Source organism: Streptomyces sp. NBC_01788, from assembly GCF_035917575.1.
Lineage (GTDB): Bacteria > Actinomycetota > Actinomycetes > Streptomycetales > Streptomycetaceae > Streptomyces.
The window spans coordinates 5,008,240-5,029,443 of the sequence record NZ_CP109090.1 but is presented as its reverse complement, the minus strand read 5'-3'; the positions used below and the strand labels follow the sequence as shown (position 1 = coordinate 5,029,443).

Here is a 21,204-nt window from a genome sequence, read left to right as displayed (position 1 = left end):
GCCGGAGGTGCGCCCTTGACTCCCCCTCGCCGGGTGCGCCTCCTTCCCCCGCGGGCACGGAACAGTGGCCCTGCCCGCGGGACGCGAAGGGCGGCCGGGTGAAGCACCCGGCCGCCCTTCTTTGTTCCGTCGTGGACGCCGGTCAGGCGGCGACCCCTCCGTCGCTGTCCACCGTGACCTGGACACCGTCGTCCGTCACGAAGCGGAAGGTGCTGGTGATGGCGTCGAACAGGTCGTACGCCTCGCTCTTCAACGGCAGATTGGGGCTGGCGAAGGTGACCACGAGGAAGTCCTCGGTGGTGCCCGGCACCGGCATCATGGTGTGCATCGTGAGCAGCTTGACGTCGATGTCCCCGGTCAGCCGCGTCACTTCGGTACCGGTGACCCGGGCCACCGTGCCCACATGGGGCACCTTCGCGGAGGCGATGACCCGGTCCTTCGGCGCGGCCCCGGTCGCCGAGGAGACGCCGAGCCGCGCGGACAGCACCGGCAGCGTCAGCTCCTCACCCTGAGGAGTGGTGACGGCGAACACCATCCCGTACGCCATGAAGAGGCCGTCGGGGTACATCGTCGCCGTCCCCACCGCCAGGAGCGCTCCATGGCGGCGTGCGGCCCGGCTCACCTCCCGCCCCTGACGGAACATGTCGTTGATCCGGGCCTTCCCCCGGGGATCCCGGGTCGAGGCCAGCGCCCGCGCACGCACCTGGGCCAAGTCCTCACCGGAGAGGTCCAGTTGGTTCCACAGATCCGGAATGTCAAGCACGAAGCGCTGTGCAGCAGTACTCATCGGTCACCGATCGTCTCGTCCACCATCGAACACACTCCTCACTGCCGCCTTCCCGCCGCGCACACCGAGCCGCCGACGGCTCAGGCTCCTTCGCTTCCGATCTCCAGGTTGGACACGGCGTCGAGGTCGGTCTTCTCGAACGAGTCCAGGATGCTGCCGATCGCGTCCCGGATGCCCTGCACCTGCTTCTGCAACTGGTGCTTGCCGTCCTCCCACTTGTTCTCGAAGTTCTGGGCGGAACCCCGGGACAGCTCCCGACCGAAGGCCGCATCGAAGTCGAACGTGTGGTGCCCGATGTCGATGAAGTCGTGCACGAAGCCCAGCATCTCCTGGGCCTCCCGGAGTTCACTCCCGGGTATGTTGATGTCCGAAGCCATCTTTGAGTCCCCGTTCCGGTGCGATGAGGATTCACCTGTGTGTACAACACGGGTGCGGGGGGCCGGATCGTTCAACTCCGGCGGTTTTCGGGGCGGTCGCCGGAGGCGTTGAACCTTCTCCGCTTCTGTCTCGTGTTGCAGGCATGACCTCGCTCCTCACCGGCCTGCCGTTCCGCAGCACCACCGCGCGCCGGACCGCCGCCGGCCTCACCTTCGTCCTGTGCGGCGTCACGGGCATGTCCGCCTGCGGCAAGACCATCCAGATCGGCGACAGTGCCCCGCAGACGGCCTCGGCCCCCGCACCCGCGTCCTCCCCGGCCGCGGCGGACGGCCGGAGCGCGGACAACAGCACACTGCAGGTCGTCGACTCCACCGCCCAGGAAGCGGGCCTGAGCGGCAACGGCGGCACCGTCGTCGGGGCCGTCCTCCAGGAGGAGCCCCCGAAGTGGGTCCAGCTGTCGGCGGTGACCTCGGCGCCCCTGTTCTCACCGCACCTGATCAACATCAACCAGGCAGCGCTGTACCGCTTCGACAACGACTCGGCCCAGCCGTCGCTGTCCAACTGCAACGACGACTGCGCCGTGCGATGGCCCCCCGTGACCATCAAGCAGGGCGGCAACGTCTACCTGGCGGGCGTGGACCAGAAGGACGTCGGCGCGATCCGCCGCCAGGACGGCCAGGTCCAGCTCACCGTCGGCGGCTGGCCGGTCTACCGCTTCGCCGGCGACAGCAGGCCGGGCGATCTGAACGGGCAGGGCGTGGGCGGCACATGGTTCGCGGCGGGCCCCACGGGAGAGAAGGCCGAGCAGGCGGCAAGCACCTCTCAGTGAGTGGGCAGGGGCTGGCGCGACGTCCCGACGGAGACGCACCATTCAACGCATCCAGCACGCGCGACCGCCGCGAAGTGGGGCCTACTCCGAAGACCTGTTGTGCACACATGGGACATTCGGCACGCTTGAGCGCATGACGCAGCCGCTGCCCACAGAGTCCATCCGCGATGTGCGCGCACACCTCGCCGAGGTCGTGGAGCGCGCCGATCGCAGCGACGTGCCTACTGTCATCACGCGCCGCGGCAAGGAGGTCGCCGCGGTGGTCTCCATCGAGGTGCTGCGCAGGTACCAGGAATGGGAAGAGCGCGAGATCAACCGGACATCGACGAGCGCATGGCCAACCCTGCACCCGGCATCCCGATCGAGGACGTCATGAGGGAGACACTGGCGCGCAGTGAGTGAGTACCGCACCGTCTTCCGGCCCGAGGCCCAGGCCGAGCTCCGCAAAGTCCCGCGCGGCGCGGCCCTCCGCATCCTGGCCAAACTGACCGAGCTGGAGACCGGCCCTCTCGGGTTCGACACCGCCTCCCCGGTCTCCCAGCCCGACCGCCGCCGCCTACGGATGGGCGACGGGTGATCTACACGATCGGCAACGGCGAGTTGGTGGTGTGGGTGGTACACGTCGGTCACCGCTCCACCGTCTATGACACCTGAACACCCCTGACGGGGCTTATTCAGCCCCGCTCGGCGCGGTCGCCCTGGGGGCTGGCAGAGCATTCCGTCCCGTGGATTCGTCAAGGGGCCGGACGCAGCAGCGTCCGGCCCCTTCTGACTGCGTAGGTGACGCAACTACACGTTGAAGCGGAATGTCTGCCCGTCGATTCTGACCTGCGGCGGAGCCCAACAGAACGCCCTGACCAGGCGCTTCTTCGTTGGCGAGCGTTGGGTCCTGACGGTCGCTTGCGGGTGTCCTGCGGACTGTCTGCGGACAGCTCGCCCCGTGGCTGGAACGGTTCCATCCCCGTGTCATGTCGTGTGCATGACGAGGTCGCGGCATGGAACGGATGCCGTACTCAACCGACTTGTCCGACGAACAATGGGCGTTGATCGAGCCGCTGGTCACCGCATGGAAACAGGAGCGGGTGGCGCGGTCGGCGACCGGGAACCCGGGCTCCTGCGACCTGCGCGAGGTCGTGAACGCGCTGCTCTACCAGAACCGGACGGGCTGTCAGTGGCGGCTCCTGCCGCACGACCTTCCGGCCTGGTCGGCGGTGTTCTACTACTTCACCGTGTGGCGCCAGGACGGCCTTGACCAGCGGATCCAGGAGATCCTGCGCTGCCAGGTGCGGGAGCGGGCCAGACGATTAGAGGACCCGTCGCTCGTGATCATCGACACCCAGTCCGTCCGCGTGGCGGCCGGGGTGCCGAAGAAGACGACAGGACTGGACGCGAACAAGAAGACGCCCGGCAGGAAGCGGGGACTCGCCGTCGACGTGCTGGGCCTGATCATCGGTGTGGTGGTCCTCGCCGCGAGCGCGCACGACAACGAGGCCGGCATCGCCCTGCTGGACCAGGCGGCCGAACGATGCGGGATGCGCCTGGAGAAGGTCCTGGTCGACCAGGGTTTCAAGGACGCCGTGGTCACCCACGGGGCAGTGAAGGACATCACCGTCCAGCGCAGCGCCGACATCGGGTCTCCGCACATATCCGGCTCGACCAGTGCCAGCAACGCCGGCACCAGTTGGGGGTCCAGGTCAGCCGACCGCTTGCGGCCCCGCTGGGCCGGCGCACCCGCCCCAACGGACCCTCGTCCGACTCCAGTTCGGCCACACCCCGCGAGACCGTGCCCTCCCGGACACCGGCCGCGCGCGCCACCAACCGAATCCCACCATGACCCAGCAACCGGGCCCCCTGCATCCACACCCTCGGCGGCCCGGCCCCCGTGCGCCGGTTCCTGCCCGACCTGATCCAGCTCATCTGGGACCGCAAGATCGACCCCGGCAAGGTCTTCGACCTCACCCTGCCCCTGGACCAGGCCCCCGAGGGCTACAAGGCCATGGACGAGCGCCGAGCCACCAAGGTGCTCCTCACCCTCTGCCGCGCCGTGGGCCAACACACCCGCCCCTGACCGGGCTCTGCGGTGTCGCCTCAGCGGCGTGAGCCCGGCCCGGCCGGGGCCGGCAGCCGGACCGAGCTCAGGCCCGCCCGGCGGGCAGGCTGGTCAGCGGCGGCTGGCGAGGGTTTCCGCGTACTGCTGGTCGGTGACGGGCTCCAGCCAGGTGGTGCCGTCGCCGTTGCCGTCACCGACCACGAGGGCGATGTGCGCCATGAGGTCGGTGTCGGTGGCGCCGTGCCAGTGTTCCTCGCCGGCCGGGCACCTGACGGTCTCGCCGGCGCTGACGCGTACGACATTGCCGTCGCGAGTGCCGACCAGGCCGACGCCGTCGGTGATGTACAGGACCTGACCCAGGGCGTGGGAGTGCCAGTTGGTGCGGGCGCCGGGGGTGAAGCGGACCAGGGCGGCGACCAGGCGGGACGGTTCAGCAGGCGGCTCGATCATGTAGGCGCATCCCGGCACCGTCCCAGCACGGGAGCGGCGACAGAATACGAGAAGACTCGGCGCCGACAGCTCTACGCAACAGCTACGAGCCTCGGCGTGCGAAAGGTCGAGGCTCCAGCCCGAAACCTCCGCGGTCACTCCGCTCCGGGGCCACGATGGCACCGGTCACTCCGATACCTCCGCAGGGCTCCGCTGAGCAGCTCCTCCCGGCCTTGATGGCTGCCGAGGCAGTCCGCCAGGTCGAGCGGCCTGCGAAGTGCCTCCGCGCCGCGGGAAGAGCCGCAAGCGCACACGGCTACAGGCCGATGACCCGCACCCGCTGCCCACACAACTTGACCATGTCGTCGGCATCGGAGGTGAGTACCGCCACCGGCCCCGGCAGACGCAGCGCCACCTCGGCGACCATGGCGTCGATGGCGTACTTGTGCCCGTGCAGCCCGGCCCCTTTCAGGAGTTGGGCGCTGCGGCGGGCGCTCTCCTTCGTCACCGCTTCCACGCGAATTCGGGACAACAGCCAGTTCAGCCGTGCCAGGTCCACGCCCCCGTACGAGACTTCGATGATCGTGGCAGCCGACATGGCGACATCGACCCCGTCACGCTCCGCCTGCTCCAGGAGCTGCATCACCTTGCGGTCTCGGTCGATCCATGAGGAGAAACCCTGCGAGTCGAGCACCAGGAACTCGATGTTCACGCCGCGCGCTCCGTCTCGCCCTCGGTTCCGTGCAGGAGCGCGCGGGCCTGGGCCAACTCCTCATCGGTGAACGCACCGAATTCCCCTTGATAGCGATCCAGCTCCTCCCGAAGAAGCCTGCGCCGCTCGGCGCGCTCGGCCAGCTCGGTGATGTAGCCGGAGACGTTGTCCGTATGCGCCTTCATGCTCTCCAGCAGTTCTACCGGCAGTGTGATCGTGACCTTCTTCGTCTTCGCCATACCGCAACCATACCAAGGTGTTACCACGGTGCGCAGGTCAACAACGGACGGTCAACCCGCGCCCCTGCCGACCGGCCACGGGGAACGGGGGCAGGTGTCCGGTCAGGTGCGGGCCGAAGATCGGGGCGAGGCCGATGATGCCCATCACTACGCCGATGGCCACGATTGCGCACTGGGAGGTCCCAGCCGGGCGGGTTCGCCGCCTCGACCGGTTCGTCGGTAGTGCGGCGGGTGATCGGTTGTCGCGGAGCGGTCGTCGGTCTACTGGGCCACGGTCTTCCCTTCGTCGGGCAGGTTGTTGGGCATGTTGGACGAGGGCCTCGCGGGTGCGGCGGGCCACCGTTCTGCTCGGCATGCTCATGGAGGACCTCGGGCCGTCTGTCCGCGAGGCCGACGACCTGGACGGCTGACCGGCGCGGAACTGCGTCCGTGCAAGCCTGGCGGGCGCCATCGACCTGCGGCATGCCCGTGGGCTCCGCCGCCCCGGCCGCACGGCAAGCGCGCCCGGGGTGTCCACGCAGTTCGTCGGCGTCCAGCACGAATCCAGCACGGTACGGATATGAGGGGTGATGACAGGTGACGAGAGGTCAGAAAATCCAGCACCTATCCAGCACGGTAAAAATCATGGGGCCTGACCCCGAAGAGTCAGACCCCATTTGACCTGCGCGTTTGCCAGATCAGCGAAGTGGTGTTAAGTCACCGGCTAGACATTGAAGCGGAACTCCACCACGTCACCGTCGCGCATCACGTAGTCCTTGCCCTCCATGCGGGCCTTGCCCTTGGCGCGGGCCTCGGTGACCGAGCCGGACTCCAGGAGGTCCTCGAAGGAGATGACCTCCGCCTTGATGAAGCCCTTCTGGAAGTCGGTGTGGATGACACCGGCGGCCTCGGGGGCGGTGGCGCCCTTCTTGATGGTCCAGGCGCGGGACTCCTTGGGACCGGCCGTCAGGTAGGTCTGGAGGCCGAGCGTGCGGAAGCCGACGTGGGCGAGGGTCGCGAGGCCGGGCTCGTCCTGGCCGACGGACTGGAGAAGCTCCAGCGCCTCGTCCTCGTCCAGCTCGGCGAGGTCGGCCTCCAGCTTGGCGTTGAGGAAGATCGCCTCGGCGGGGGCGACCAGCGCGCGCTGCTCGTTCTTGAAGTCCTCGTCGACCAGTTCGTCCTCGTCGACGTTGAAGACGTACAGGAAGGGCTTGGTGGTGAGCAGGTGCAGGTCGTGCAGGAGCTCGGCGCGCTCGCTGCCCTGGACGATGCCGTGCGCGAAGAGCGTGTCGCCCTTCTCCAGGATCTCCTGGGCCTCCTCGACCGCCTTGACCTTGAGAGCGATGTCCTTCTTGATCCGCGACTCCTTCTGGAGCCTGGGCAGGACCTTCTCGATGGTCTGGAGGTCGGCGAGGATCAGCTCGGTGTTGATCGTCTCGATGTCGTCCTTCGGCGAGACCTTGCCGTCGACGTGGACGACGTTCTCGTCCTTGAAGGCCCGGATGACCTGGCAGATCGCATCCGACTCGCGGATGTTCGCGAGGAACTTGTTGCCGAGGCCCTCGCCCTCGCTGGCGCCGCGCACGATGCCGGCGATGTCGACGAAGTCGACGGTGGCCGGGAGGATCCGCTCCGACTTGAAGATCGAGGCGAGCTGGGCGAGACGACCGTCCGGCACGCCCACGACACCGACGTTCGGCTCGATCGTGGCGAACGGGTAGTTGGCCGCGAGCACGTCGTTCTTGGTCAGGGCGTTGAACAGGGTCGACTTGCCGACGTTCGGCAGACCGACGATTCCGATCGTGAGCGACACGTTGCGACTTCCCGTACGTGAGGAGACTGTGGGCCAGGCGGCCGATCCACCAGTCTACGGCGTGTCGTACCCGGTCCCCCGCGACGGTCGAACGCTTGGCCAGGCTGCGACACCCGGCGTGTCTGGCGGGCTATTCGCCACATAAGCAGACCTAGGTTGGTCCAGTGGAGCAGCACAGGACGCGACACCAGCAGCACGGACCGCGACGAGACAGGCCGCCGGTGCCCCCGGCACGGCGGCCTCCCGCGGCACGGCGTCCGACCGTTCCCGCGGCGGCCCCGGCGCCCGAGCCGCGGCGCCCGTCCGGTCCGCGGCTGACCGGTCTGGGCGCCGGGCTGTTCTGCGGGGCCGTCATGTTCCTGCTGGGCGGTCTCGACCTGCTCCTCGGCGGCGGCTCCACCGTCTACGGGGTGCTGTTCCTGCCGGTGTGCGCGCTGACCGCGCTGTGGGTCCGCAAGGGCGACCTGCTGACCGCGCCCGTCGTGGTGCCGATCGGGTTCGCCGTGGGCCTGCTGCCGGTGATCGACGGGGACGCGGGGTTCCTCGGCAAGCTGATGAGCCTGGTGGCCGCGCTCGCCACCCAGGCCCCCTGGCTGTACACGGGCACGCTGATCGCGGGCGTGACGGCACTGGCGCGGCGGGTGGTCCGGGCGGCGCGGAGACGGGCGATGCGCAAGCACATGGCGGGCTGAGGCAGCGGGTGCGCCGTCCATGCGCGGCGCACCCGGCCGTCTCAGCCGTGCTCCGCCGCGTGCATCGCCGCGCCGACGATTCCCGCGTCGTTCTGCAGCTGGGCGGGGACGATCTCCGCCTTGATGCCCTCGATGAGGGGCAGGAACTTCTCGGACTTCCGGCTGACGCCGCCGCCGACGATGAACAGCTCGGGGCTGAAGAGCATCTCGACATGGGCGAGGTACTTGCGGACCCGGCGCGCCCAACGCTCCCAGCTCAGGTCCTGGTCCTCCTTGGCCTTGCTGGACGCCCGCTTCTCCGCCTCGTGGCCGTTCAGCTCCAGATGCCCGAGCTCGGTGTTGGGGACCAGGGCGCCGTCGACGAAGACGGCGCTGCCGATGCCGGTGCCGAAGGTCAGCAGCACCACCGTGCCCCCGCGGCCGCGGCCGGCGCCGAAGTGCATCTCGGCGACGCCCGCCGCGTCCGCGTCGTTCACCACCGTCACCGGCAGACCGCCCAGCCGGCCGCCGAACAACGCGCGCGCGTCGGTGTCGACCCAGCTCTTGTCGACGTTGGCCGCCGTACGGACCGTGGCGCCGCCGGTGACGACGCCCGGGAACGTCAGCCCGACCGGTCCGGTCCAGCCGAAGTGGTCGACCACCTCTTTGACCCCGTCGGCGACGGTGCCAGGGGTCGCCGGGTGCGGAGTCAGCACCTTGTGCCGCTCCTGGGCCAGGGCTCCCCTGTCCAGGTCCACAGGGGCGCCCTTGATGCCGGAGCCGCCGATGTCCACGCCGAAGATCTGCATGGCCCCACGTTACGGCGTACGACGGACCGTCACTGCCGGGTCGTACCGGACCCCTGGCGCTCGGCGACCAGCGCGGCCGCCTCCTCGCGCAGGTCCCGGCGGAGTTCCTTGGGCAGGGAGAAGATGATGGACTCCTCGGCCGCCTTGACGATCTCCACGTCCTCGAAGCCGCGCCGCCCCAGCCATTCGAGCACCTGCTCGACCAGGACCTCCGGCACGGAGGCGCCCGAGGTCAGGCCGACCGTGGAGACGCCCTCCAGCCAGCTCTCGTCGATCTCGTCGGCGAAGTCGACGAGGTACGCCTGGCGCGCGCCCGCGAGCTTGGCGACCTCCACCAGCCGCTTGGAGTTGGACGAGTTGCGGGAGCCGACGACGATCACCAGGTCGGCGTCGGCGCCCATCTGCTTCACGGCGAGCTGACGGTTCTGCGTGGCGTAGCAGATGTCGTCGCTGGGCGGCGAGAGCAACTGCGGGAACTTGTCCTGGAGCGCGTCGACGGTCTCCATGGTCTCGTCGACCGACAGCGTGGTCTGCGACAGCCACACGACCCGGGAGGGGTCGCGGACCTCGACGTTCGCGACGTCCTCGGGGCCGTCGACGAGCTGGATGTGCTCGGGGGCCTCGCCGGTGGTGCCGATGACCTCCTCGTGGCCCTCGTGCCCGATCAGGAGGATGTCGTAGTCCTCCTTGGCGAACCGGACGGCCTCCTTGTGGACCTTGGTCACCAGGGGGCAGGTGGCGTCGATGGTGGCCAGGCGGCCCCGCTCGGCCTCCTCGTGGACGGTGGGAGCCACGCCGTGCGCCGAGAACATCACGATGTTCCCCGGCGGCACCTCCTCCGTCTGCTCGACGAAGACGGCGCCCTTCTTCTCCAGGGTCTGCACGACGTACTTGTTGTGGACGATCTCGTGCCGGACATAGATCGGAGCCCCGTACTGCTCCAGGGCTTTCTCGACGGCGATCACGGCGCGGTCCACACCCGCGCAGTAGCCCCGGGGGGCGGCGAGCAGGACACGGCGGCCAGACGAAGCAGTCATGCCCCCCATCGTAAGGCCGCCGCCGCGGCTCGAAGATCGCCCCATGGGTGGTGGGCGAGGGGGTGGGGGTTGTCGGTGGGGGCGGTTACTCTCGCGGTCATGGCCCTTTCCACGTCCCCCGAAGCTCCCCTGCCCGTCGGTGAGGTGTCACGACTGATCGGGGGGTGGATCGAGCGGCTCGGCGCGGTGTGGGTCGAGGGGCAGATCACGCAGTTGTCGCGGCGCCCGGGTGCGGGCGTGGTGTTCCTGACGCTGCGCGATCCGTCGCACGACATCTCCGTCAGCGTGACCTGCTACCGCCAGGTGTTCGACGCGATCGCGGACGTGGTCGGCGAGGGCGCGCGGGTGGTGGTGCACGCCAAACCGGAGTGGTACGCGCCGCGCGGGCAGCTCTCGCTGCGGGCCGCCGAGATAAGGCCGGTGGGCGTCGGTGAGCTGCTGGCCCGGCTGGAGCAGCTCAAGAAGACCCTGGCGGCCGAGGGACTGTTCGCGGCCGAGCGGAAGAAGCCCCTGCCCTTCCTGCCGCAGCTCGTCGGGCTGGTCTGCGGCCGGGCGTCCGCCGCGGAGCGGGACGTGCTGGAGAACGCCAGGCACCGCTGGCCCGCGGTCCGCTTCGAGGTGCGCAACGTCCCCGTGCAGGGCGTGCACGCCGTCCCGCAGGTCGTGCAGGCCGTCAAGGAGCTGGACTCGATCGACGACGTGGACGTGATCATCGTGGCGCGCGGCGGCGGCAGCGTGGAGGACCTGCTGCCGTTCTCCGACGAGCAGCTCGTACGGGCGGTCGCCTCCTGCCGTACGCCCGTGGTGTCGGCGATCGGGCACGAGCCGGACACGCCGCTGCTCGACTACGTCGCCGACCTGCGCGCCTCCACCCCGACCGACGCCGCGAAGAAGGTCGTACCGGACGTCGGCGAGGAGTACGAGCGGGTACGGCAGCTGCGGGACCGGGCCCGCAGGTGCGTGCGGGCGCTCGTCGAGCGGGAGGAGCGGGGGCTCGCCCACGCGCTCGCCCGGCCCTGCATGGAGGACCCGCACCGCATGATCGCCGAGCGCGAGGACCACATCGCGTCGGTCCTCGACCGCGGCCGGCGCACCCTGCGGCACCTGCTGGACCGCGCGGACTCGGAGCTGACGCACACGCACGCGCGCGTGGTGGCCCTCTCCCCCGCCGCGACCCTCCGGCGCGGGTACGCGGTGCTCCAGAAGGCGGACGGGCACGTGGTCCGCGACCCGGGAGAGGTGACGGCGGACGAGGCCCTGCGGGCCCGGGTCGCCGAGGGCGAGTTCACGGTTCGTGTCGACACATAGGGTGGGCGGATGACCAGCAAGACGGATGAGGCGCTCGGCTACGAGCAGGCACGGGACGAGCTGATCGAGGTCGTCCGGCGCCTGGAGGCGGGCGGTACGAGTCTGGAGGAGTCCCTCGCGCTGTGGGAGCGCGGCGAGGAACTGGCCAAGGTGTGCCGCCACTGGCTGGAGGGCGCACGGGCCCGGCTGGACGCGGCCCTCGCGGAGGAGACGGAAGGGGAGGGGCCCAAGGACGGCTCCCCCCGGTAGGGCAGGGTTCGCGGTCGGGTCCGGGTAGCCCACGGACCGGGCCCGCGCTCGGGTCCAGGTGGCCCACAGAACCCGCCTCAAGGCGGGGGAACCCGCTGGTCAGGTCGTCGAGAAGCCACCTCCGGGGCAGGGGGCCCGCTCACGGGCACCCCACGGCCGCGGCAGGCCGTCAGGAGGTCTTCAGGGCTCGGGCCATCGCCGTCAGCCGGTCGAAGGACGCCGTGCCTGCGACCACCGTCGTGGAGCCCTTGGTGCCCTCCAGGACGAGCGCGTCGTAGCGGCCGCCGGTGTAACGCGTCCACGTACGGCCGTCGATCTCCTCGGTGAGCTTCGTGGCGTGCCCGCCCGCACTGGCCGCGTCGATGAAGTCCTTGCGGTTCTCCGCGGACTGCTCGACCGCCACGTACTGACCGTCGGGATCCTGGAAACCCAGGTGCCAGTGCTCCTTCTCATGGGCCCGGAAACGGACCGAGGTGGCCTTCCAGGTGTCGGGTAGGCCCTCGGGGGCCGCCACCGGGTACGACGCCGCCCGGCGTGCGGTGGTCAACTCGATGCTGTAGTCGACCCGCTGGATGTCGGGAGCCTTTGTGTCGTGCGGGACGAAGAGGTAGATCACCGCCGCCGCGATCCCGATCAGGCCCAGGGAGAGGATCATGTCCCGGACCGTCTTCTGCTTGCCGTTCGAACCTGCCACGCCCCCTATCGTCGCAGGTGCTCAGCCCGCTCATCCGTGGGGTCCCCTGCTCATTCTGTCCGTCCGGAGATAGAGTCGGGGCCAACACCCTCATCCGGCCGTCGTCGTATCAGAAAGGTGCGCTCCGATGACCGAGCATCATCATCTGCCCTCAGAGCTCGAGGTGCCCTCCGAGGCGCCCGACCGCAACATCGCCCTTGAACTCGTCCGGGTGACCGAGGCCGCGGCGATGGCCGCGGGCCGCTGGGTCGGGCGCGGTGACAAGAACGGCGCCGACGGCGCCGCCGTGCGCGCCATGCGCTCCCTCGTCTCCACCGTGTCGATGAACGGCGTCGTCGTCATCGGCGAGGGCGAGAAGGACGAGGCCCCGATGCTCTTCAACGGAGAGCACGTCGGCGACGGCACCGGGCCGGAGGTCGACATCGCCGTCGACCCGATCGACGGCACCACCCTGACCGCCAAGGGCATGCCGAACGCGATCGCGGTCCTCGCCGCCGCCGAGCGCGGCGCGATGTTCGACCCGTCCGCCGTGTTCTACATGGACAAGCTGGTCACCGGGCCGGAAGCGGCCGACTTCGTCGACATCAACGCTCCGGTGTCCGTGAACATCAAGCGCGTGGCCAAGGCCAAGCGGTCCACGCCGGAGGACGTCACGGTCGTCATCCTGGACCGGCCGCGGCACGAGAGCATGATCAGGGAGATCCGGGAGACGGGCGCCCGCATCAAGCTGATCTCCGACGGCGACGTGGCCGGCTCGATCCTGGCGCTGCGCGACGGCACCGGCATCGACCTGCTGCTCGGCATCGGCGGCACGCCCGAGGGCATCATCTCGGCCTGCGCCGTGAAGTGCCTGGGCGGCACGATCCAGGGCAAGCTGTGGCCGAAGGACGACGAGGAGCGGCAGCGGGCGCTCGACGCGGGGCACGACCTGGACCGCGTGCTAACCACGGACGACCTGGTCTCCGGCGAGAACGTCTTCTTCGTCGCCACCGGCATCACCGACGGCGAGCTGATGCGCGGCGTGCGCTACCGCGCCGAGACGGCGACGACCGACTCGATCGTGATGCGCTCCAAGTCCGGCACGGTCCGCCGGATCGACTCCGAGCACCGGCTGAGCAAGCTGCGGGCGTACAGCGCGATCGACTTCGACCGCGCGAAGTAGCACCGCGCGAAGCAGCACGGCCGCGGGTCCGTCGCGGCGATCACGGCGATGGGGCGCTCCCCGTGCGGAGGGGGCGCCCCATGCGCGTACCGCCCCAAAGGGCGTACGGAGGATCCGCGGGCGTACGGGCCTACCCCGCGGCCGCTATGCGGCCGGTGGCGCGGGCCGCCTTCTTCAGTTCCACGTCGCGGCGGCGGCGCCGGGCCAGGACCACGCGGCGCTCGGCGGCGGTGAGGCCGCCCCAGACGCCGTAGGGCTCGGGCTGCAGCAGCGCGTGCTCGCGGCACTCGACCATGACGGGGCAGCGCGCGCACACGCGTTTGGCTGCCTCCTCGCGGGACAGCCGCGCGGCGGTGGGTTCCTTGGAGGGTGCGAAGAACAGGCCCGCCTCGTCACGTCGGCACACCGCCTCGGTGTGCCACGGCGCGTCCTGATCCCTGTCACGCGCCGGCGCCCGCTGGGCCGGAACGGCAGCTACCTGCAGCGACGAATGCGGCGGTTGCAGCACGGTCTTCTCCTGACGACGGCTTCGCGAGCGGGAGGGTCCAAGAGACGATGCAGCAAGGCCTACCCGCTGTACGCGCGCCTATGCACTGAGTTCCCAACCGCCCGACCGCGACCGCCGGCGTCCGCGAACGACCGCTGTTGTCACATGTGCTTGCGCAGATGCTTGTCCACCTTGCGGTGGACCCGGTCGAGGATGTCCGCGACGAGCTTGCCCCGCCTCGGCCGCGCCTCGACGTTGCCCAGCACGGCCCAGCCGTCGACGTAGACGACGGGCGCCTCCGAATCGGCCGAGTCCAGCGTGATCACCTCGAAGTTGCCGAGGACGCCGCCGCCGGTGCCGCGCAGCGACACGTTCTCCGGGACGCGGACCTGCACGTCGCCGAAGACCGAGACGGCCTTGATCACGACCTGCTGGTACTCGAAGACCGCCTCGCTGAGGTCGATCTCCACGCTGCCGAAGACCGCGTACGCGTGCACCCGGCGCCCGGGGCGCCAGCGGCCGCGGCGGCTGGCCTGGCTGAACACCGCCACCACGTTCTCGTCGGCGACGGGGGGTATCGCGCCGGCCATCGGCCGGTTCGGCGCCGGGGTGTACGCGGCGGCCACAGGGCCCTGATGGGCGGCGGGCAGGTCCTGGATGAAGACCTCCAGCTCGCCGACCGTCTTGGCGTTCAGCACCCCCTCGACGCGCTCGGCGTGCTCGTCGGCGTTCAGACGGCCCTCGGCGAGGGCCTCGCGCAGGATGTCGGCGATACGGTCACGGTCGGCGTCCGAGGCACGCAGTTCGGCGACAGGGGCGGCGGCCGTACGCGGTTCGGTCTGCTTCTGAAGGTCCACGGCAGCAGGGTACCGAAACGCGATAGATCGCGACTAGGGGTGTGGACGACGGGCGCGCCGCGCACCGCGCCGGTCCGCGCTGAGCCGGACCTCACAGGTTCACCGTCGGTGGCAGGTTCTACGCTGGTTGTCGCCCGCCGGTGTCGGCGGGCAGCCGTCTGCCGAGTGAGGAATGGGCCAGATGCCTGAGTTCGCGTACACCGATCTTCTCCCCCAGGGTGAGGACACCACCCCGTACCGGCTGGTGACGTCCGAGGGCGTCTCCACCGTCGAGGGGCCCGACGGGCGTACGTTCCTCAAGGTCGAGCCGGAGGCGCTGCGCAAGCTGGCCGCGGAGGCCGTCCACGACATCCAGCACTACCTGCGCCCGGCCCACCTCGCCCAGCTCCGCCGCATCATCGACGACCCGGAGGCCAGCGCGAACGACAAGTTCGTCGCCCTGGACCTGCTGAAGAACGCGAACATCGCGGCGGCCGGCGTGCTGCCCATGTGCCAGGACACGGGCACGGCGATCGTCATGGGCAAGCGCGGCCAGAACGTGCTGACGGCGGGCGAGGACGAGAAGGCCCTGTCCCGGGGCATCTACGACGCCTACACGAAGCTGAACCTGCGCTACTCGCAGATGGCCCCGCTCACCATGTGGGAGGAGAAGAACACCGGCTCCAACCTCCCCGCGCAGATCGAGCTGTACGCGACGGACGGCGGCGCGTACAAGTTCCTGTTCATGGCCAAGGGCGGCGGCTCGGCCAACAAGTCCTTCCTGTACCAGGAGACGAAGGCCGTCCTGAACGAGGCCTCCATGATGAAGTTCCTGGAGGAGAAGATCCGTTCGCTGGGCACCGCCGCCTGCCCGCCGTACCACCTGGCCATCGTGGTCGGCGGCACGAGCGCGGAGTACGCCCTGAAGACGGCGAAGTACGCCTCCGCGCACTACCTGGACAACCTGCCCACCGAGGGCTCGCCGCTCGGTCACGGCTTCCGGGACGAGGAGCTGGAGCAGAAGGTCTTCGAGCTGACGCAGAGGATCGGGATCGGCGCGCAGTTCGGCGGCAAGTACTTCTGCCACGACGTGCGCGTGGTCCGGCTGCCGCGGCACGGCGCGTCCTGCCCGGTCGCGATCGCGGTGTCCTGCTCGGCGGACCGGCAGGCCCTGGCGAAGATCACCCCCGAGGGCGTGTTCCTGGAGCAGCTGGAGAAGGACCCGGCGCGGTTCCTGCCGGAGACGACGGACGAGCACCTGTCGGACGACAGCGTGGTCCAGATCGACCTGAACCGACCGATGGACGAGATCCTCGCGGAGCTGGCGAAGTACCCGGTGAAGACCCGGCTGTCGCTGACCGGCCCGCTGGTCGTGGCCCGGGACATCGCCCACGCGAAGATCAAGGAGCGGCTCGACGCGGGCGAGGAGATGCCGCAGTACCTCAAGGACCACCCGGTGTACTACGCGGGCCCGGCCAAGACCCCCGAGGGCTACGCCTCCGGTTCCTTCGGCCCGACCACGGCCGGCCGCATGGACTCCTACGTGGAGCAGTTCCAGGCGGCGGGCGGCTCCAAGGTGATGCTGGCCAAGGGCAACCGCAGCAAGCAGGTCACGGACGCGTGCGGCACCCACGGCGGCTTCTACCTCGGCTCGATCGGCGGTCCGGCGGCCCGGCTGGCCCAGGACTGCATCAAGAAGGTCGAGGTCGTGGAGTACGAGGAGCTCGGCATGGAGGCCGTCTGGAGGATCGAGGTCGAGGACTTCCCGGCGTTCATCGTCGTGGACGACAAGGGCAACGACTTCTTCCAGAACCCGGCCCCCCAGCCGACGTTCACGTCGATCCCGGTCCGGGGCCCCGGTCTGGCCTGAGCCGGTCCCCGCACAGCCCTGGAGCCCCCGGCAGCCGCCGGGGGCTCCCCCCGTCCGGCCCAACGCCGGAACATCCCCACCGCCGCCCGCGCTGTACGCGGTATGAGCGAATACCGCACCGAGCACGACTCCATGGGCGAAGTCCAGGTTCCCGTCCACGCCAAGTGGCGTGCCCAGACGCAGCGGGCGGTGGAGAACTTCCCCGTCTCCGGGCAGCGGCTCGAGCGCGCGCACATCGAGGCGCTGGCCCGGATCAAGGGCGCCGCGGCCACGGTGAACGCGCGGCTCGGGGTGCTGGACGAGGACGTCGCCGAGGCGATCCGGGAGGCGGCGGCCGAGGTCGCCGAGGGCACGTGGGACGAGCACTTCCCGGTCGACGTGTTCCAGACCGGTTCCGGGACCTCGTCCAACATGAACACCAACGAGGTCATCGCCACCCTCGCCGGCGAGCGGCTGGGCCGGGACGTGCACCCCAACGATCACGTCAACGCCTCGCAGTCCTCCAACGACGTCTTCCCGTCGTCGATCCACATCGCCGCCACCGCCGCCGTCACCCGCGACCTGGTGCCCGCCCTCGACCACCTCGCGAGCGCCCTCACCCGCAAGGCCGAGGAGTTCGCCGACGTGGTGAAGTCCGGGCGGACGCACCTGATGGACGCCACGCCCGTGACCCTCGGCCAGGAGTTCGCCGGGTACGCCGCCCAGGTCCGGTACGGCGTCGAGCGTCTGAACGCCTCCCTGCCCCGGCTGGCCGAGCTGCCGCTCGGCGGGACCGCCGTCGGCACCGGCATCAACACCCCGCCCGGTTTCTCCGCCGCCGTGATCGAGGAGGTCGCCCGCGCGACCGGGCTGCCGCTCACCGAGGCCCGCGACCACTTCGAGGCGCAGGGCGCCAGGGACGGCATCGTCGAGACCAGCGGCCAGCTGCGGACCATCGCCGTGGGACTGACGAAGATCGCCAACGATCTGCGGTGGATGGCCTCCGGGCCCAGGACCGGGCTCGCCGAGATCTCCCTGCCCGACCTCCAGCCCGGCTCCTCGATCATGCCCGGCAAGGTCAACCCGGTCGTCCCCGAGGCCGTCCTCATGGTCTGCGCCCAGGTCGTCGGCAACGACGCCACCGTCGCCACCGCCGGCGCCGCCGGCAACTTCGAGCTCAACGTCATGCTCCCGGTCATCGCCAAGAACGTGCTGGAGTCGATCCGGCTGCTGGCCAACGTGTCCCGGCTGCTCGCCGACCGGACCGTCGACGGGATCGTCGCCCACCGCGAACGGGCCCGCGAGTACGCCGAGTCCTCGCCGTCCGTGGTCACCCCGCTCAACAAGTACCTGGGGTACGAGGAGGCGGCGAAGGTCGCCAAGAAGGCGCTGGCCGAGCAGAAGACGATCCGTCAGGTCGTCGTCGAGGGCGGCTACGTCGAGCGCGGACTGCTCACGACGGAACAACTCGACCAGGCGCTGGACGTCCTGCGGATGACGCAGCCGTAACCGCGTGCCACCCAAGCGTGAACGATGCCGTCCCGCACGGCGGAGGATGCCCCGGGCACCTAATATTCGGCCATGGCACACGACGGAGCGACCGCACGCGCGACGACGGGCGGTGCGACGGCACCCTGGACCCCCGGCAGCCAGATCCTGTGGCGGTACCGGGAGAACGGCGGCGCGCGCTTCCACATCGTGCGGCCCGTGACCGTCGTGCGGGACGACCCGGAGCTGCTCGCCGTGTGGATGGCGCCCGGCACCGAATGTGTCAGACCCGTGCTCGCCGACGGCACACCCGTGCACCTGGAGCCGCTCGCGTCGCGCTACACCAAGCCGCGCACCGTGCGGCGCGACCGCTGGTCCGGCGCGGGCGTGCTGAAGCTGGCCCGGCCCGGCGAGCCCTGGTCGGTGTGGCTGTTCTGGGAGCCCGGCTGGCGGTTCAAGAACTGGTACGTCAACCTGGAGGAACCGCTGGCCCGCTGGGTGGGCGGGGTCGACTCCGAGGACCACTTCCTTGACATCTCCGTCCACCCCGACCGCAGTTGGCACTGGCTGGACGAGGACGAGTTCGCTCAGGCACAGCAGGACGGGCTGGTGGACGCCGAACTCGCCGAGCGGATCCGGGCCTCGGGCCGCGAGGCGGTGGAGACGATCCGCGCCTGGCGGCCGCCGTTCAGCGAGTCCTGGCAGCAGTGGCGCCCGGATCCCGCCTGGGAGGTACCGTCACTGCCGGACGACTGGGACCGCACCCCCACGCGCGTGGCCTCATGAGACCCTTGATACGCCCCCGGGCGGGAACCGTAGGATCGTCCTCCGCAACAGGCGCAGGGCCGGTACCAACTCCCGGAGTGACAACCGGGACTGATCGAACGTCACCGAGGGGCGGCAGGACGTGAGCGAGGGGTACGAGGGCAACACCCGTGCGGGCCACGGTCGGTCCGCCGGTGGCACAGCAACAGCCTCTGACCACGCCGGAAATCCGTTCCTGGGGCATGTATTCCGGGTATCGGGTCTTCGGCGGGACGAACTGCGCGCCCGGCGCGCAGCCCCGGACGGATGGATTCGACACGCGTGACGGAGCAGCCGACCTCCTTCGAACGCCCCCAGCCGGGCGCCGACCCCGCGGACGCCCGCGGGGCGCTTCTGCGTACCCCCGCCGCCCAGGGGGCCGCGGCCTTACCGCTTCAGTCCGGCCCGGCCGACGACGTGCCGCGTCCGGCCGCCGCGGCCGGGTCCGAGCACTCCCAGCCGGCGTCCGCCGAGCCCGACGCACACCGTCCACGCCCCGCGCCGGACGGCATCCCCGCCCAGCCGGACGCGGCGGCCAGGGTCGCCGGGGGCAGGTCCGGCGACGGCGGGGCCCCCGACGGCGCCGGGTCCGGTCCGGCCGACGCCGAGGCGTCCCGCACGGCGGGCGGGCCCGGTGGCCAGGAGCGCCGGGCCGGGCGCGGTGCGCCTCCCGGCGGCCAGGAACGCCGTACCGGGAAAGGGCTGCCGCCCGGGCGGACGCTGCCGATGCGGCGGGACGGGGACCGGCTGCGGTTCGTGGGTGCGGCCACCCGGCGCATCGCGCGCGGCCTGGACCTCGACGAGATCGTCCTCGGGCTGTGCCGGGCCACCGTGCCCACCTTCTCCGACGCCATCCTCGTGTATCTGCGCGAGCCTCTGCCGGTGGGCGACGAGCGGCCCGCCGGCCCGCTCGTCCTGCGGCTGCGCCGCACCGACCGGATACCGGCGGACCGCGACAACGAGCTGGGGTTCATGCCGGCGCCGGTTCCGGAGCAGCCGGCCGAGCTGTCGGCGGTGACCAACGAGCTGTGCGAGGTACGGCCCGGATCCGCGCTGGGCGAGGTGCTGCGCGGCGTGCGTCCGGTGTTCACGGACACCGCGGCCGCCCACCTGGCGCTGACGGAACTCCTCGGCGAGGACTCCGAGTTGGTCGTTCCCGACGGGCAGCGCACCATTCTCGCCCCGCTGCGCGGCCGGCGCCGGGTGATCGGCGCCGCGCTGTTCCTGCGCCGCCCGGAACGCCACGCGTTCCAGCCCGACGACCTGCTCGTCGCCGCGCAGCTCGCCACGCACAGCGCCCTCGGCATCGACAAGGCCGTGCTGTACGGCCGCGAGGCGTACATCGCCGACGAGTTGCAGCGCACCATGCTGCCGGAGACGCTGCCCCGCCCCACCGGCGTACGGCTGGCCTCCCGTTATCTGCCCGCGGCGGAGACCGCGCGGGTCGGCGGGGACTGGTACGACGCGATCCCGCTGCCCGGCAGCCGGGTCGCCCTCGTCGTCGGCGACGTCATGGGCCACTCCATGACCTCGGCCGCGATCATGGGCCAGCTGCGCACCACCGCGCAGACCCTGGCCGGGCTCGACCTGCCGCCGCAGGAGGTGCTGCACCACCTCGACGAGCAGGCACAGCGCCTGGGCTCCGACCGCATGGCGACCTGCCTGTACGCGGTCTACGACCCGGTCGCGCACCGCATCACCATCGCCAACGCCGGCCACCCGCCGCCGGTCCTGCTGCACCTGGGCGGCCGGTCCGAGGTGCTGCGGGTGCCGCCGGGCGCGCCGATCGGCGTCGGCGGCGTCGACTTCGAGGCGGTGGAGCTGGACGCCCCGGCGGGCGCGACCCTGCTGCTCTACACCGACGGCCTCGTCGAGTCGCGGCTGCGGGACGTGTGGACGGGCATAGAGCAGCTGCGCGAGAAGCTCTCGGCGACCGCGCAGCTCACCGGCCCCGATCACCCCCCGCCACTGGAGGCGCTGTGCGACGAGGTGCTCGACATGCTCGGCCCGGGCGACCGGGACGACGACATCGCGCTCCTCGCCGCCCGCTTCGACGGCATCGCGCCGAGCGACGTGGCGTACTGGACCCTGGACCCGGAGGTCGCCGCCCCCGGCCAGGCCCGCCGCCTGGCCCGTCAGGCGCTGTCCCGCTGGGGCCTGGAGGAGCTCACCGACTCCGTGGAGCTGCTGATCAGCGAGGTCGTCACCAACGCGGTGCGCTACGCCTCCCGCCCGGTCACCCTGCGCCTGCTGCGCACGGATGTGCTGCGCTGCGAGGTCGGCGACGACGTGCCGCAACTGCCGCGCCTGCGCCAGGCCCGCGCCACGGACGAGGGCGGACGCGGCCTGTACCTGGTGAACAAGTTGGCCCGACGCTGGGGCGCGACCCGGCTGAGCACGGGCAAGGTGGTCTGGTTCGAGGTCGCCACTCGGCCGTGAACGGCCAGGTCCGGAACCGGCGGCGGACACCGCGATGACCCGGGGCCGCTTTCCGGAAAGGAAACGCGGCCCCGTGCATCGGATCGCGCCGATTTTTTGCGCATGCCAAAGCCTCCCCCGCTCGCCGGGAAGCAACGAACAGCAAGGGGCACCCG

At 70.7% G+C, this 21,204-nt stretch carries 20 protein-coding genes and 5 pseudogenes; 13 read left to right on the top strand and 12 right to left on the bottom strand.

Annotated elements, in window-relative coordinates:
* Positions 1-142 precede the first annotated feature (142 nt).
* Together OIE49_RS22935 and OIE49_RS22930 are read right to left on the bottom strand one after the other, a co-directional pair.
* Positions 143-787, bottom strand: coding sequence for a hypothetical protein (locus tag OIE49_RS22935; protein WP_326803920.1), 645 nt, complete (start codon positions 785-787; stop codon positions 143-145).
* A gap of 80 nt (positions 788-867) precedes the next feature.
* Positions 868-1,164: a hypothetical protein gene (locus tag OIE49_RS22930; RefSeq protein ID WP_326803919.1), complete on the bottom strand. Its 297-nt coding sequence runs from the start codon at positions 1,162-1,164 to the stop codon at positions 868-870.
* Positions 1,165-1,307: 143 nt separating this feature from the next.
* Between OIE49_RS22930 and OIE49_RS22925 the strand changes: the two genes are divergently transcribed.
* From OIE49_RS22925 to OIE49_RS22910, 4 genes and pseudogenes are all read left to right on the top strand, one after another.
* The gene (locus OIE49_RS22925) at positions 1,308-1,994 is read left to right on the top strand and encodes a hypothetical protein (protein ID WP_326803918.1); all 687 of its coding nucleotides are present in this window, start codon (positions 1,308-1,310) and stop codon (positions 1,992-1,994) included.
* A 133-nt stretch (positions 1,995-2,127) separates the two neighbouring features.
* Positions 2,128-2,396: pseudogene (locus OIE49_RS22920) on the top strand (type II toxin-antitoxin system Phd/YefM family antitoxin).
* Positions 2,389-2,648: pseudogene (locus OIE49_RS22915) on the top strand (type II toxin-antitoxin system RelE family toxin). The pseudogenes OIE49_RS22920 and OIE49_RS22915 overlap by 8 nt, the downstream one beginning before the upstream one ends.
* Positions 2,649-2,989: 341 nt before the next feature.
* Positions 2,990-3,610 (top strand): annotated as a pseudogene (locus OIE49_RS22910) (IS5 family transposase); the annotation flags it as partial.
* Here OIE49_RS22910 and OIE49_RS22905 read toward each other — a convergent pair.
* Positions 3,595-3,851, bottom strand: a pseudogene (locus tag OIE49_RS22905) (ISAzo13 family transposase); the annotation flags it as partial. The pseudogenes OIE49_RS22910 and OIE49_RS22905 overlap by 16 nt on opposite strands.
* Between OIE49_RS22905 and OIE49_RS22900 the strand changes: the two are divergent.
* Positions 3,850-4,062 (top strand): annotated as a pseudogene (locus OIE49_RS22900) (hypothetical protein); the annotation flags it as partial. The pseudogenes OIE49_RS22905 and OIE49_RS22900 overlap by 2 nt on opposite strands.
* Positions 4,063-4,155: 93 nt before the next feature.
* On the opposite strand, the gene OIE49_RS22895 reads toward OIE49_RS22900, so the two are convergent.
* From OIE49_RS22895 to ychF, 4 genes are all read right to left on the bottom strand, one after another.
* Positions 4,156-4,494 (bottom strand): cupin domain-containing protein, encoded by a 339-nt coding sequence (locus OIE49_RS22895; protein ID WP_326803917.1) that lies wholly within the window; start codon positions 4,492-4,494, stop codon positions 4,156-4,158.
* Positions 4,495-4,789: 295 nt separating this feature from the next.
* A complete protein-coding gene (locus tag OIE49_RS22890) occupies positions 4,790-5,185 on the bottom strand; it encodes a PIN domain-containing protein (RefSeq protein WP_326803916.1) in 396 nt (131 codons plus the stop codon).
* Positions 5,182-5,424, bottom strand: coding sequence for a hypothetical protein (locus OIE49_RS22885; RefSeq protein ID WP_326803915.1), 243 nt, complete (start codon positions 5,422-5,424; stop codon positions 5,182-5,184). The genes OIE49_RS22890 and OIE49_RS22885 overlap by 4 nt, the downstream gene beginning before the upstream one ends.
* Before the next feature lie 703 nt (positions 5,425-6,127).
* Positions 6,128-7,216, bottom strand: coding sequence for a redox-regulated ATPase YchF (gene ychF, locus OIE49_RS22880; protein WP_326803914.1), 1,089 nt, complete (start codon positions 7,214-7,216; stop codon positions 6,128-6,130).
* Between the two features lie 164 nt (positions 7,217-7,380).
* Here ychF and OIE49_RS22875 point away from each other — a divergent pair, with 164 nt between their 5' ends.
* Positions 7,381-7,908 (top strand): DUF6542 domain-containing protein, encoded by a 528-nt coding sequence (locus OIE49_RS22875; RefSeq protein WP_401737104.1) that lies wholly within the window; start codon positions 7,381-7,383, stop codon positions 7,906-7,908.
* Between the two features lie 41 nt (positions 7,909-7,949).
* Here the strand turns inward: OIE49_RS22875 and ppgK are convergent, their stop codons facing one another.
* The gene (gene ppgK / locus OIE49_RS22870; protein WP_326803912.1) at positions 7,950-8,696 is read right to left on the bottom strand and encodes a polyphosphate--glucose phosphotransferase; all 747 of its coding nucleotides are present in this window, start codon (positions 8,694-8,696) and stop codon (positions 7,950-7,952) included.
* Between the two features lie 29 nt (positions 8,697-8,725).
* Complete coding sequence (locus OIE49_RS22865) at positions 8,726-9,742, bottom strand: 4-hydroxy-3-methylbut-2-enyl diphosphate reductase (RefSeq protein WP_326803911.1); 1,017 nt, start codon at positions 9,740-9,742, stop codon at positions 8,726-8,728.
* Between the two features lie 90 nt (positions 9,743-9,832).
* On the opposite strand from OIE49_RS22865, the gene xseA reads away from it, so the two are divergent.
* Positions 9,833-11,041 carry an exodeoxyribonuclease VII large subunit gene (gene xseA, locus OIE49_RS22860; protein ID WP_326803910.1) on the top strand — a complete coding sequence of 403 codons (1,209 nt, stop codon included), beginning with the start codon at positions 9,833-9,835 and terminating at the stop codon, positions 11,039-11,041.
* A 9-nt stretch (positions 11,042-11,050) separates the two neighbouring features.
* Complete coding sequence (locus tag OIE49_RS22855) at positions 11,051-11,290, top strand: exodeoxyribonuclease VII small subunit (RefSeq protein WP_100571961.1); 240 nt, start codon at positions 11,051-11,053, stop codon at positions 11,288-11,290.
* 169 nt (positions 11,291-11,459) lie between these two features.
* On the opposite strand, the gene OIE49_RS22850 is transcribed toward OIE49_RS22855, so the two are convergent.
* On the bottom strand, positions 11,460-11,984 hold the full coding sequence (locus OIE49_RS22850) for a DUF4245 domain-containing protein (protein ID WP_326803909.1): 525 nt from the start codon (positions 11,982-11,984) through the stop codon (positions 11,460-11,462).
* 127 nt (positions 11,985-12,111) lie between these two features.
* Between OIE49_RS22850 and glpX the strand changes: the two genes are divergently transcribed.
* On the top strand, positions 12,112-13,146 hold the full coding sequence (gene glpX, locus OIE49_RS22845) for a class II fructose-bisphosphatase (RefSeq protein ID WP_326803908.1): 1,035 nt from the start codon (positions 12,112-12,114) through the stop codon (positions 13,144-13,146).
* A gap of 130 nt (positions 13,147-13,276) precedes the next feature.
* Here the strand turns inward: glpX and OIE49_RS22840 are convergent, their stop codons facing one another.
* Both OIE49_RS22840 and OIE49_RS22835 read right to left on the bottom strand, forming a co-directional pair.
* Complete coding sequence (locus tag OIE49_RS22840; protein ID WP_100571958.1) at positions 13,277-13,654, bottom strand: WhiB family transcriptional regulator; 378 nt, start codon at positions 13,652-13,654, stop codon at positions 13,277-13,279.
* A 140-nt stretch (positions 13,655-13,794) separates the two neighbouring features.
* Positions 13,795-14,490, bottom strand: coding sequence for a DUF1707 SHOCT-like domain-containing protein (locus tag OIE49_RS22835; protein WP_100571957.1), 696 nt, complete (start codon positions 14,488-14,490; stop codon positions 13,795-13,797).
* A gap of 172 nt (positions 14,491-14,662) precedes the next feature.
* Here OIE49_RS22835 and OIE49_RS22830 point away from each other — a divergent pair, with 172 nt between their 5' ends.
* The 4 genes from OIE49_RS22830 (at position 14,663) to OIE49_RS22815 (ending at position 21,049) form a co-directional block, all read left to right on the top strand.
* Entirely contained in the window at positions 14,663-16,339 is a 1,677-nt protein-coding gene (locus OIE49_RS22830) for a fumarate hydratase (RefSeq protein ID WP_326803907.1), read from the top strand.
* A gap of 102 nt (positions 16,340-16,441) precedes the next feature.
* On the top strand, positions 16,442-17,827 hold the full coding sequence (locus OIE49_RS22825) for a class II fumarate hydratase (RefSeq protein WP_326803906.1): 1,386 nt from the start codon (positions 16,442-16,444) through the stop codon (positions 17,825-17,827).
* Between the two features lie 72 nt (positions 17,828-17,899).
* Entirely contained in the window at positions 17,900-18,592 is a 693-nt protein-coding gene (gene fomD / locus OIE49_RS22820) for a cytidylyl-2-hydroxypropylphosphonate hydrolase (RefSeq protein WP_326803905.1), read from the top strand.
* A gap of 285 nt (positions 18,593-18,877) precedes the next feature.
* On the top strand, positions 18,878-21,049 hold the full coding sequence (locus OIE49_RS22815; RefSeq protein ID WP_326803904.1) for a SpoIIE family protein phosphatase: 2,172 nt from the start codon (positions 18,878-18,880) through the stop codon (positions 21,047-21,049).
* Positions 21,050-21,204 lie beyond the last annotated feature (155 nt).

What these genes read in the sequence shown, in the direction of transcription:
- OIE49_RS22925 (WP_326803918.1), top strand. Translation starts at nt 1,308, where the DNA reads ATGACCTCGCTCCTCACCGGCCTGCCGTTCCGCAGCACCACCGCGCGC.
- OIE49_RS22830 (WP_326803907.1), top strand. Translation starts at nt 14,663, where the DNA reads ATGGGCCAGATGCCTGAGTTCGCGTACACCGATCTTCTCCCCCAGGGT.
- xseA (WP_326803910.1), top strand. Translation starts at nt 9,833, where the DNA reads ATGGCCCTTTCCACGTCCCCCGAAGCTCCCCTGCCCGTCGGTGAGGTG.
- OIE49_RS22885 (WP_326803915.1), bottom strand. Translation starts at nt 5,424, where the DNA reads ATGGCGAAGACGAAGAAGGTCACGATCACACTGCCGGTAGAACTGCTG.
- OIE49_RS22825 (WP_326803906.1), top strand. Translation starts at nt 16,442, where the DNA reads ATGAGCGAATACCGCACCGAGCACGACTCCATGGGCGAAGTCCAGGTT.
- ppgK (WP_326803912.1), bottom strand. Translation starts at nt 8,696, where the DNA reads ATGCAGATCTTCGGCGTGGACATCGGCGGCTCCGGCATCAAGGGCGCC.
- OIE49_RS22930 (WP_326803919.1), bottom strand. Translation starts at nt 1,164, where the DNA reads ATGGCTTCGGACATCAACATACCCGGGAGTGAACTCCGGGAGGCCCAG.
- OIE49_RS22855 (WP_100571961.1), top strand. Translation starts at nt 11,051, where the DNA reads ATGACCAGCAAGACGGATGAGGCGCTCGGCTACGAGCAGGCACGGGAC.
- OIE49_RS22865 (WP_326803911.1), bottom strand. Translation starts at nt 9,742, where the DNA reads ATGGGGGGCATGACTGCTTCGTCTGGCCGCCGTGTCCTGCTCGCCGCC.
- OIE49_RS22815 (WP_326803904.1), top strand. Translation starts at nt 18,878, where the DNA reads ATGGATTCGACACGCGTGACGGAGCAGCCGACCTCCTTCGAACGCCCC.
- fomD (WP_326803905.1), top strand. Translation starts at nt 17,900, where the DNA reads ATGGCACACGACGGAGCGACCGCACGCGCGACGACGGGCGGTGCGACG.
- glpX (WP_326803908.1), top strand. Translation starts at nt 12,112, where the DNA reads ATGACCGAGCATCATCATCTGCCCTCAGAGCTCGAGGTGCCCTCCGAG.
- OIE49_RS22935 (WP_326803920.1), bottom strand. Translation starts at nt 787, where the DNA reads ATGAGTACTGCTGCACAGCGCTTCGTGCTTGACATTCCGGATCTGTGG.
- OIE49_RS22895 (WP_326803917.1), bottom strand. Translation starts at nt 4,494, where the DNA reads ATGATCGAGCCGCCTGCTGAACCGTCCCGCCTGGTCGCCGCCCTGGTC.